Below are 11663 nucleotides of genomic sequence, written 5' to 3'. Positions count from 1 at the left end.
GTTGCAGGGAATATGCCGCTCGGGGGGCCTATCCCGCCTCCTGTGCCGCCCGCACGCGGAACATGGCGCGTTCGGCCGCTTCGAGCAGGCGTTCGACACTTTTGCCATCATCGGGGGCCAGGGCCGTGCCCAGGGTGAATTCCGGGGCATGGACCAGATCGCCGATGATCAGCGGCACCGACAGGGCGGAACGCAGACGGTCCGCCGCCGCCATCAATTCCGCCCGCCCTTGCAGACCGGGCAGCAGCAGCGCGAACTGCCCACCGGTCAGGCGCCCCGTCAACGTTCCCTCCCCCACCGCCTCGCGCAGGCGGGTGGCAAAGGCGGCCAGCATACGGTCGCCCGTCTCATGGCCCAGGCTGCCGTTCACGGTGCGCAACCCTTCAAGCCCCAGCAGCAGCAGCCCGTCCCGCCGTTCCGGCACAAGGCGGGCCTGGCTGAGGAAGGCGCTGCGGCTGGCCAATCCGGTCAGGATGTCCCGTTCGGCCTGCTGGCGCAGATAGTCGCCCGCTGCCGCCGCGACCAGCGCCGGCAGCAGCGCCGCCCAGCCCAGGGCCCAGGCCAGGTTGGCGGCCAGCAGCCAGGGGGGCGTGCGCGTATCCGCCCCGCCCAGCTCCAGGCCGGCAGCCAGCAAGCCCATGCCGCGCCAAAGGAACATCAGGCCCAGGACCAGGGAGAGCAGCGCCATGCCGCCCGCCGGCAGCCGGGACCAGCGCGGCGCCCGCCAGAGCAGGACCAGCGCCGTGGCACCCAGCAACAGGCAGGCCAGCCCGTCATGAAGCACCACCCGCAGCCAGGGCAACCCCGCCGACACCAGCATCAGGGCCAGCGCCGCCAGGCACCCCATGATGACCGGCATGCGGCGCCGCGCCGCGTGACCAAACCCACGCAATGCCAGGGCACCGTCCAGCATGAACAGCATGGCCGACAGGGTCAGGCCGCAATTCACGGCAATGCCCAGGTCGGGGCTGCGCCACTGGACGGCCGGGGGCAGCAGATAGGCCAGCGTTGACAGCAGGGCCGCCAGCAACCATTGCCCCGTCCCCGACACCCGCGAGGGGGACCACCACAGCGCCACGGTCACCGCAAGCGACAATAGCCCGGCAAATCCCAGCCCCATGCGCAAGGTCGCAATGTCCGGCGCCGCCATCGCCCGCTCCCGCTGTCCACCTCTTCCCAGTCACACTGTTTCATCTTCCGGGTCAAGCCTTCGGCGATGCCCGGCGACAGGGCAGGGATGATCGGCTATAGCAACAGCCATCCTGTCCTGAGACCGGAGCCATCATGACATCCCCGCTTTACCGCCTTCTGCTCCTGCTATTCTTGCTGGTGCCGGTCCTATCCGCCCCGGCACATGAAATCGGGGACAGCCAGATCGTGGTGGAACCGGGGGACGGCATCTGGGTGGCCCGCATCGTGACCGCCCCCACGCCGCTGATCAATCGGCTGGAACGGGCGGCCGGACGGGTGCCCAGCCGCGACATGACCCCGGAAGAAGCGGCCGAACGGCTGGCGGCCATGGCCCCCGCCCTGCCCGACCATCTTCGCATCACCATCGATGGCATGCCCGTTCCCGCCACCCTGACGGTGGAACAGCTTCAGATGCCGGCCGACCAGTCACAGCCGGCCTATCTGGTGCTGCGCGCGGAAGGCCCCCTGCTGGCTGGAGCCACCAGCATGACCTGGCGTTTCGACCTTCTGGAGGGGCAGAACCCGCTGCTGCTGGCCGGGCGGACCCATTGGGTGGAGGGTGGGTCCGAAGCCGGCCCCCTGCCGCTGCACGCCGCCCCGCCCCCCGGTCTGTTGCAGGTGACGGGCCAGTATCTCTATCTGGGGTTCATCCATATCCTGCCGGATGGGCCGGACCATGTACTGTTCGTGCTGGGTCTGCTGCTGCTGACCACACGCCTGCATCCCCTGCTGGTGCAGGTGACCGCCTTCACGGTGGCCCATTGCCTGACGCTTGCCCTGGCACTGTACGGGGTGATCGACCTGCCGTCCCGCGTCGTGGAACCGCTGATCGCACTGTCCATCGCCTATGTGGCGGTCGAGAATATCTTTGCCAGACGGCTGACACCCTGGCGACCGGTGCTGGTCTTCGGTTTCGGCCTGCTGCACGGCCTGGGCTTCGCCGGTGTCCTGGCCGATCTGGGCCTGCCGGCCAATGACCGCGCCGTCGCCCTGATCGCCTTCAATGCGGGGATCGAGTTGGGGCAACTGGCGGTGATCGCGCTGGCCTATTTCCTTGTCCTGCGCTGGTTCAAGGACCGGCCCTGGTATCATGCCCGCCTGATCACCCCCGCCTCGGCCGCCATCGCCCTGGTCGGGCTCTACTGGACCGTGGAACGGGTGATGGGATAATGCCATGGGTCAAAATTCTTGACCGATGGTACGGCGGCGACTGCCACCACGCGGCCCATGCCGCGTCGCCAAGGGCGCGGATGCGCCCACCGGCGATTGAGGCGAACGAAAGCTTGACCATCGGTCATGATTTCGTGCCGCTGGGATAAGGCCCATCACCCACCACACAAACCATCACTTCCCGTATCGCGCCACCACCGGTGCATACAGGTCCCACACCTGCCGGTCGCGCACCGACCGCAGCAGTTTCACATATTCGGCGTGGCTCCAGGCCAGGGGCGTGGCGCTGTTGGTGCCCTCCCCCAATGCGTAGCCCTTGGGCATTACGCCCACCCCATCCCATACCTGTTCGGGGATCATCATTCCCTCATTGGCGAACTTCTCCATGCCGCGGACATAGGTCATGCGGATGGCGTCCAGGTCCGCCGCCGTCGCACCGCCCGGCTTGGCACTGGCGCGCGCCAGTTCATAATGACCGCGCTCCCCGGTGAAGATGGGCCAGACGCGCCCGCGCTGGCCCGGACCCATGCCGCCTTTCAGCTCGCCGGTACCGTAATTGGCCCCGTTGCGGATATCCTCGCCATAGCCGTCATTGCCATAACGGCGCCAGCCGGGATAGGTGCCGGGATCGCCTGAGAACGTGAACACGTATTTCACGCGGAAATGGTCGGGGATGGACATGTCGTCCAGTTCTCCGAGACTGTCGACAATGCTGTCGGCATTGGCGCCGCGCACTCCGTAACGCACCAGTTCCAGGAACCCGCCATCCAGATAGACATTCTCCGTCAGGCCCTGCTGCCCGTTGGCGGCATTGACGGGGCCCTTGTCATTGGGATTGTCGTTCTGGTTGACGCGCAGGAAGTAGCGGCCATTGCCATAGGTGCCCTGGGTCGTGAACATCCGCGCCTCGATGGCGCCATTGATGGCATCGGCGGTTGCACGATAGGTCCTGGCGTCGTCCCCCTGGCCCAGCCTGTCGGCGATTTCCGCCGCACTGATCAACCCCGCCACGATGGCGGCGGTGGTGGAAGGCGAATGGCCTTCCTGTTCTTCCCAGCGTTCCTGCTGGCTGTAGGGGGGCTTGATGCTGGCCTTGTTCCAGTCCAGCCCGATCGTGCCGCCCTTGACCAGGAAGTCCGCCGCCGGCTTCAGCAGGGCTGGATACATGGCTTTCAGCGCGGCCTCATCCACGATGCCGGCCTGCCACAGCTTCCAGCCCAGCATGATGGGCATGGCCGTCTGGTCAAGCTGCACGCCCACCCATTCGATGGTGCCATCGACATGGGTCTTTTGCAGGAACCAGCCATTGGCGCCCTTGTTGCCCCTGGTCTGGGCCGATACCTGCACCGTCTTCAGATAGTTGAAGGCGGCCAGCGGCGTATCCTTGTCGCCCAGCGCCAGCAGCGCCATGGCGCATTGATAGAAATCGCGCGGCCAGACGGCCTTGTACCCGGTGGCCAGCTTTTCGGTGGACACCGTCTCGCCCCACGGTGCCGACAGGGACGCGATCAAGGCGCCGGCATAGGTCTTGTCCTCCTGCGCCTTCAGCACCAGGGCCGAGACGAAGGCCAGGCCGCCGCCATCCGTCGCCATGGCGGCCAGATCCTTCAGCGGGGCCAGGCCATTGATATAATCCTCCCAGCCCACGGCATCGCCCTGGCCATTGAACGCGGCCAGCGTGGCGGCATAACCTTGCTTCAGGCTGGCATCGGCCACGGCGGTGGCGGCGGCACGGTCGGCCCCAAAGGCTACGGCCACATCATAGGTGGCCTCCTGCCCGGCGGACAGCGCCGGCAGCTCACCCGCCAGCGCGACATTGCCTTCCTTGGCCCCCGTCGTGTCGTAAACGGTCAGGGCGCCGTCCTTGCGAAGCTGGCTCAACCCGTCGGACGTGCCGGCAAACCCGACGCTGGCCTTCACAAACGGCTTGTCCGCCTTGATGACCAGACTGTGCGTGCCCTCCACGGCGTTCAGCGTGCCGCCGGCCGTGTCCGCCTTGTCATTGCTGCCCGTGCCCGCCATCTGCGGATCGGCCAGCAGGAAAGGCGTGATGCCCGCCTTCAGCGCGCGGAAGATGGTCCGCACGAACAGCGTGTCGCGGTCGGGATCGGTGAAGACATGCTTTTCGATCTCATACCGCCCCTGCCGGTCGCGGTTGACGATCCGGTAGGCCAGCGACAAGGGCCGCCCGGCCGCATCCTTGTGCAGGTAATCGACATGGGTTTCCATGTCGTCATATTCGGTATGGACGAACCCGTCGCCCTTCACCGCGAATTGCAGCTCCCGAAGCTGCGCCTCATGGATCATGCCCTGCATCGTCTCGGTAATGACGCCATGGGCCAGGGAGAACCAGACCTTGGACACCGGACCGGTCACGCCGCCATCCTGGTAGCGGCCCTTGACATAGGCCTCGTACGAGGTGCCGATCCCCTGCTTGCCGGCATAGGAGAAGGTGGGCGTGGCCCCCGGCGCACCCGGTGCGGTCGCGGCCAGGGCCGTCCCACTCATCAACAGGGCGGCAAGGGTGCCAGCGGCGGCGGCGCGCAAGGTCCTGGTCATGTCACTCCCCAATCCAACCGATTTCACCCGGCTTCATGGCCGTGGCGCTTGAGGAGAATAGATCGGGTATCAACGCCGGTTTTACCGGCTGAATACGTATGTTGTGCGTTGCGAAGCGGCACGAAATACGTATGCGCCGCCTCCCCTTGCGCCTGCCGGGGGAGGCGGCGATCATCCTACTTCGTCATGTCCAGCACATAGACCTGACCGATCTCCACCACCTGTTTGGCACCGGCAAGCTGGAAGCCTAGAACACCCTTGCCGGGATCAAGGGCCATGCTGGATCGCATCTTCGCCTGATGCAGTTTCCAATCCGGCCCAACCGACAACATCTTGTCGCCAAAACCCGCATAGGGGGCCGCATTCTCCTGAATTCTGAGGCCGATGCGCCCCATGCCGTCCGGCGTTTCCGCCGACAGGGAGCGGGCCCAGAAGGCTACCGTGATGTCGCGGTCGGGCGCGATGGCCGTCGCCAGGGGCACGCTGACCCCGATAGTGAACGGCTTCTCATCGGCCGCCGGGCTGCTGACCCGCATGGCATAGCCACCGCCGACATCGGGGGTCTGCACCTTGGCATTGGTCTGGCCGGTACCATAGACGGGCCAGTCAATACTGGCCGGATCGTTCAGCAGCGCACCCGGCAGCCCTTCCGGTACCGGCATGCGGATGGCTGCGACCCCGCCGCCCGCCGGGGTCGCGACCGCCTTCATGCCCATGTCCAGCACGAAGATCTGTCCGATCTCCACCACCTGTTTGGCGGCGGCCACCTGAAAGCCCAGCACGGCCTTGGCAGCATCCACATTGATACTGGCCTGGCTCTTCACCTCATACATTTTCCAGTCGCCGCCGATGGACAGCATACTGTCCCCGAAGCCGCTATACGGCGCCTCGTTCAACTGCAACCGCACGCCCAGCCTGCCCATGCCATCGGGCGTGTCGGCCGACACCGTGCGCGCCCAGAACACCACCGTGATGGCCTGGCCCGGCGTGAACCCCGCCGTCAGCGGCACATTCACGCCGATGCTGTGCGCCGCGTCCGATGCCGATGGCGAGGTCACCTGCAGGGCGACCCCGCCGCCGATGCCCGGTGTCTTCACCCGCTTGTTTTTCTGCCCCTGGCCATAGACGGTCCAGTCCAGCACCGTCGGATCATTCATCAATTTGCCGGGCAGTTGCGCCTGCAAGGCAGCCAGCGCCGCCTCGTCCGCCTTCACCATCACAGGCAAAGCAATTCCACCGCCCGCCAGCAGGGCAAACGCCACCGCCGACAGGACCCACCCTTTCCTGACCATGTTTCCTCCCTTTACCCGTTCACCGGGTTCTTTGGTGCGGACAGTAAAGCGTTCCTTGGGAGGGGGATCAACGAAAAATGTGAGCGCTATCAACCGGCGGCCATTGGCACAGGTTGGTCCCCTCGCCAGAGAGACTTGACGGCATGACTGTCAGACCTTCGCCAACCGGGCGCGCCATCGGTTCGACCTGAGCGGCGCCATAACATGAATACGTGACGACAATACAACCTTTGGCACCGGACCCGCAGCCGGCCCTGACCGTCCATTTGTCATAAATGTCCGCCTACTGGCTGAAATCCCTGACAACGCTAACAATGTCACCGGTTACCCAGGCGTTCCACGATGCGTGCATGGCGCCGGAAATCCAGGCGGTAATCGCGCATGATGAACATGGCGGCCAGGATGCCGGCCAGCGGGATCACGCCCATGACGACGCGCAGGCCCGCCTCCGACGCCTCCCCCTGGCCCTTGGTCACATCGAAACCGTGGAAAATCGCGGCCATCAGCAGGCCGGAAACGCCCAGCGCCGCCTTTTGCAGAAAGGCGGCCAACCCGAAAATCTTGCCCTCGTCACGCCGCCGGAACCGCCATTCGCTCCAGTCCACGCTGTCGGGCAGCATGGCCCAGATGCAGACGGCATAGGCCGTGTGCCCGGCACAGGCCACCGCCAGCGGCAGGAACCCGGTCCAGTAGGTCCAGTCCGGCATCAGCGCGAATCCGGCACTGCCCAGCGCGAACAGCGTGCCGCCCACCATGAAGCCGGTACGTTTCTCCGTCCGCCGGATCAGCCAGACCCAGAGCGGCACGCACACGACATTGATGATCCCGAACAGGGCCATGGCCCGATCGGCCCGGCTCATGTCGCCCAGGCCATATTTGAAGAAATACAGATAGTTGCGGGCCTGCAGCGGTACCATGATCTGGGAAACCAGGATGCAGAGATAAAGCTGCACCGTCGGTCCGCCCCGCCGCACCAGCCGCATGAACCCTTTCAGCTCCGGCCACATTCCCCCTGTCGGCGGCAGGCGGCTTTCCGCCACGGGCTGTTCGCGCACGATCAGGAAACAGAGGACAAAGGCCAAGGCGGAAATCGCCCCGATGATGCTGGCCGCGATAGCATAGCCCTGGGCCCCGTCCACATCGGCGAATTCCTTGGCCAGGACCGGCATCATCCAGGACACGGCCGCCCCGCCCAGAAAGGCGAACTGCATGCGCCACCCGGTCAGGGACGTGCGCTCGTCCGCGTCACTGGTCATGCGGGCGGACAGGCTGGAATAAGGGATGGCCACCACCGTATAGGTGGTGCGCAGCAGCATATGCGTGGCCAGGCCATACATGACCGCCGCCATGCCGGTCAGTCCCGGCGCCGTGAAGGCCAGCGCCAAGCTGGCCGCCAGCGGCACCGCCCCGAACAGAAGATAGGGCCGGTGGCTGCCCCAGCGGCCGCGCGTGCGGTCGGCGATCACACCCATGATCGGGTCGGTGATCCCGTCCCACAGGGCCGCGATGAAGAAGGTCAGCCCGGCCCACAGGGGCGACAGGCCCATGATCTCCGTCTGGAAAAAAGTCAGGAACAGGCCCATGCCCTGCCAGTGCAGGTTCAGACCGAAATCCCCCAGCCCATAGCCGAACTTCCGGCCAAGGCTCAACGTGCCTGCCTTGCGCTCCAATGGCTTGTCCTCCCAGGGACGCCCCGGTAGCGGTGGTTTCCACCTGTCCCCGGCGCTTCTTGTTGCCCATCACTGAACATGGTTGAAGCGCCTCTGCCAAGACCGTTTACGAAATTACCCGAACATACCCGTTTTCCTGTTGCATCGTTACGGGAATCGGCAGAAAAGGAACCGTTCGTACAATTTGGTGTCGACAGCGTTGTCAATTTCTGCGACATGTCGGGACAAAGCAAAATATGGGGAGGTCGCCTTGGCGCAGTCCGGTCCTATTGCCGCATCCGGGGGGGACAGCACGTTCCCGGTGGCCCGTTCGATGCTGCCTTTCACCTTCATGCTGTTCTTCGTCGTGGGTTTTGTGACCGTTCTGGTCGACCCGCTGGTGGCGAAGTTCAAGGCGGCCTTCAGCCTGGGCTATGCCGAGGCGATGCTGACGCAGTTCTGCTACTTCCTGGCTTATTTCCTGATCTCCCTGCCGGCCAGCCGCGTGCTTGACCGTCTGGGCTATCTGCGCGGCGCCATTGTCGGCTTCGTCACCGTCGGTCTGGGCATCCTGCTGTTCGTGCCCGCGATCGAGATTGCGCAATATTGGGTGTTTCTGCTGGCCCTGTTCATCATCGCCACCGGCGTGACGATGATCCAGGTGGTGATGAACCCGCTTACCTCGGGCCTGGGCTCGCCGGAAACTGCACCGCAGCGCCTGACCCTGGCGCAGGCCTTCAATTCGGTCGCCACCTTCATCGGCCCGCTGCTGGCCGGCGCCATCATCTTCGACGCGGTGACAGAGGTTGTGCCCGCCGGCGAAGGCTCTGCCACCACCATGTTGCGCGTTCTGGAAACGCCCTGCATCGTGCTGGCCGGCATGATGTTCGCCGTGGCCGCCCTGTTCTGGACGCTGCGCGGCAAGGAAAAGGTGGTGCGCCGGGAAACGGCCCATTGGCACATGCCGTCGCTGACGGAAAATCCGCGTCTGGCCTTCGGCGCGCTGTGCATTTTTGTCTATGTCGGTGCGGAAGTGGCCATTGGCTCGCTGATGATCAACTATCTGGGCCTGGAAAGCACGCTGGGCCTGACCGAAGAACAGGCGACCAAGTATCTGGCCTTCTATTGGGGCGGGGCCATGGTCGGCCGCTTCATCGGCTCTGCCGCCATGTCGAAGATCGCGCCGTCCCGTGTGCTGGCCTTCTGCGCCATCATGACCACCGTGCTGGCTGCCATCTCCGGTTTCACCACCGGCCCGCTGTCGGCCTACAGTGCCATCGCCATCGGTCTGTTCAACTCCATCATGTTCCCCACCATCTTCTCGCTCTCGGTGAAGGACATGGATGACCAGACGCCGGCCGCGTCGGGCCTGCTCTGCCTGTCCATCGTCGGTGGGGCCGTGGTGCCGGTGCTGACAGGCCTGTTCGCCGATGCCACCAACCTGCATATCTCGATGATCGTGCCGGTGGTCTGCTATCTGGTGATCGTGGCTTTCGGCCTGAAATGCACCAACGGTTCGCTGGAAAACGGCTACGGCCGCATCCGCTGACGGGTCGGGGCCGTTTTCGTGGCGGAACCCGCATGGTTCCGCCACTTTTGCGGCTTTTGATGGTGGACCCGGCAATCGAATAGGCAGACAATTACACCGGTCAAACCGGGAGATTCAGTGAAAATGGCGCAGTCGCATCGCAAGCCGACGATCAACGACGTCGCGGCCCTGGCCGAGGTGTCGATCAAGACCGTCAGCCGCGTGATGAACAAGGAACCGAATGTCCGCGACGTGGTGCGCCAGCGGGTGCAGGCGGCCATCACGCAGCTTGGCTATCAGCCCTCGCTGTCGGCGCGCAGTCTGGCCGGCGAACGCTCTTTCCTGATCGGCCATTTTTATGGCGATACCGGCGGCCAGTACACGCACGACATTCAGTTGGGCATGCTGAACCGCTGCCGCGCCGCCGGTTATCATCTGCTGATCGAGGAAATCGCCTATAACGCCCCGGATGTGGAGGAACGCGCCGCCGCCCTGGTCAATCAGGTGCGTATGGCCGGCGTGGTCCTGACCCCGCCCGTCACCGACAATCCCATCGTGCTGAATGTGCTGCAACGGGCCGGCGTGCCTTATGTGCGCATCGCGCCCGACCGGGATATCGACACCTCGCCCATCGTGCGCATCGATGAATGGAAGGCGACGCGCGACCTGACCGAGCATCTGATCAATCTGGGCCACCGGCGCATCGGCTTCATCAAGGGCAAGGCGCAGCATGCCGCCACCCGCCTGCGCTATGCCGGCTTTTGCGAGGCGCTGGCCGACCATGGTCTGGCCCCCATGCCCGACCTGATCGAGATCGGGGAATTCAACTATAGCGCTGCCCTGCCGGCCGCCACGCGGCTGCTGGAACGGGCCGACCGGCCCACCGCCATCCTGGCATCGAATGACGAAATGGCCGCCGCCACCCTGGCGGTGGCGCATGGCATGGGCATCACCGTGCCCGAACAGCTTTCCGTGGTCGGTTTCGACGACATGCCCATCGCCAGCATGGTCTGGCCGCAATTGGTGACCATTCGCCAGCCCGTGATCCAGATGGCCGAAGCCGCCGCCGATATTCTGCTGGAACTGATCAAGCGCAAGGATGCGGGCGTGTGGGAAAACCCCATGCCGCACCGGCAGCTTGACCATTCCCTGATCATCCGCGGGTCCACCGGCCCGGCCCCTGGCCAGCCCGGTGCGGCGCTGCGTCCCGTGCGCAGTGCCTGACCCATTTCCAAACCGCCTCTCCGCCCGCCTGGAACGACACCCATGACCGACGGTACCGCCCCCTTCCTGATCGCCGATATCGGCGGCACCAATGCCCGCTTCGCCCTGGTGGGGCCGACCGGTGCGCCCTATAACGAACAGGTGCTGCGCTGCGCCGACTATCCCACCTTGCAGGATGCGGCGCTGACCTACCTGAAAATCCAGGATCTGGTGGGCAAGGTGCAAATCGCCACCTTCGCCGTCGCCTCCCCGGTCACGGGCGACCTGATCCGCATGACCAATCTGGCCTGGGAATTCTCCATCAAGGCCGTGGCGCATGATCTGGGTCTGGCGCGCCTGGACCTGATCAATGATTTCACCGCCGTGGCGCTGGGCATCCCCGAACTGACGCCCGATGATTATACCCAGGTGGGCGATGGCGACCCGGTCGCCGGCTCTCCCATCGCGGTTCTGGGGCCGGGTTCGGGCCTGGGCGTTTCGGCCCTGGTGCCCGACAGCGCCGGTCATTTCACGGCCCTGGCAACAGAGGGCGGGCATGTCACCATGGCCCCCATCACCGATCGCGAAAGTGCCGTCCTGTCGCAATTGCGCAAACAGTTCGAACATGTCTCGGCCGAACGGCTGGTTTGCGGCCCCGGCCTCGTCAACCTTTATGAAACGCTCTGCTTCCTGGACGGGGTGGAGCCGGAAAAGCTGACCGCCGCCGAGATTTCCGACCGCGCCGTGGGCAAGCGCGACGCCATCTGTGTGGAGGCGCTGGACATGTTCTGCGCCATGCTGGGCGCCGTGGCCGGCAATCTGGCCCTGTCGCTGGGCTCACGCGGCGGCGTCTTCATCGCCGGCGGCATCATTCCCCGCTTCCTGACCTGGTTCACCCATAGCCGCTTCCGCAAGCGGTTCGTGGAAAAGGGCCGCATGCGCGCCTTCCTGGGGCCCATCCCCACCTATGTCGTCACCCACCCCTACCCCGCCTTCCTGGGTCTGGCCGCCCATGTCCGGCGGGTGGGGAAGTAACGGCATTCAACTCCCTGCCCTTTCCTGGCCCTGACG

Annotated in this window: 8 protein-coding genes; 4 read left to right on the top strand and 4 right to left on the bottom strand. The window is 65.2% G+C overall.

Annotated elements, in window-relative coordinates:
* Positions 1-28 precede the first annotated feature (28 nt).
* Positions 29-1150 carry a GGDEF domain-containing protein gene (locus KBA48_RS04590; protein ID WP_292903821.1) on the bottom strand — a complete coding sequence of 374 codons (1122 nt, stop codon included), beginning with the start codon at positions 1148-1150 and terminating at the stop codon, positions 29-31.
* Positions 1151-1284: 134 nt separating this feature from the next.
* Here KBA48_RS04590 and KBA48_RS04585 point away from each other — a divergent pair, with 134 nt between their 5' ends.
* A complete protein-coding gene (locus KBA48_RS04585) occupies positions 1285-2361 on the top strand; it encodes a HupE/UreJ family protein (RefSeq protein WP_292903820.1) in 1077 nt (358 codons plus the stop codon).
* Positions 2362-2535: 174 nt separating this feature from the next.
* Here KBA48_RS04585 and KBA48_RS04580 read toward each other — a convergent pair whose 3' ends face one another.
* From KBA48_RS04580 to KBA48_RS04570, 3 genes are all read right to left on the bottom strand, one after another.
* The gene (locus tag KBA48_RS04580; protein WP_292903819.1) at positions 2536-4920 is read right to left on the bottom strand and encodes a glucan 1,4-alpha-glucosidase; all 2385 of its coding nucleotides are present in this window, start codon (positions 4918-4920) and stop codon (positions 2536-2538) included.
* Positions 4921-5096: 176 nt separating this feature from the next.
* Positions 5097-6212 (bottom strand): hypothetical protein, encoded by a 1116-nt coding sequence (locus KBA48_RS04575; RefSeq protein ID WP_292903818.1) that lies wholly within the window; start codon positions 6210-6212, stop codon positions 5097-5099.
* Between the two features lie 317 nt (positions 6213-6529).
* Positions 6530-7882 carry an MFS transporter gene (locus KBA48_RS04570; RefSeq protein ID WP_292903817.1) on the bottom strand — a complete coding sequence of 451 codons (1353 nt, stop codon included), beginning with the start codon at positions 7880-7882 and terminating at the stop codon, positions 6530-6532.
* Positions 7883-8195: 313 nt separating this feature from the next.
* Here KBA48_RS04570 and KBA48_RS04565 point away from each other — a divergent pair, with 313 nt between their 5' ends.
* The 3 genes from KBA48_RS04565 (at position 8196) to KBA48_RS04555 (ending at position 11627) form a co-directional block, all read left to right on the top strand.
* Entirely contained in the window at positions 8196-9410 is a 1215-nt protein-coding gene (locus KBA48_RS04565) for a sugar MFS transporter (protein ID WP_292903816.1), read from the top strand.
* 123 nt (positions 9411-9533) lie between these two features.
* On the top strand, positions 9534-10613 hold the full coding sequence (locus KBA48_RS04560) for a LacI family DNA-binding transcriptional regulator (RefSeq protein ID WP_292903815.1): 1080 nt from the start codon (positions 9534-9536) through the stop codon (positions 10611-10613).
* Between the two features lie 42 nt (positions 10614-10655).
* Positions 10656-11627 carry a glucokinase gene (locus tag KBA48_RS04555; RefSeq protein WP_292903814.1) on the top strand — a complete coding sequence of 324 codons (972 nt, stop codon included), beginning with the start codon at positions 10656-10658 and terminating at the stop codon, positions 11625-11627.
* Positions 11628-11663 lie beyond the last annotated feature (36 nt).

The sequence above is a fragment of the Niveispirillum sp. genome (assembly GCF_017996735.1).
In the GTDB taxonomy this organism is placed as follows: domain Bacteria; phylum Pseudomonadota; class Alphaproteobacteria; order Azospirillales; family Azospirillaceae; genus Niveispirillum.
The sequence above is the reverse complement of the archived record's forward strand: the minus strand, read 5'-3'. Positions and strand labels throughout refer to the sequence as shown.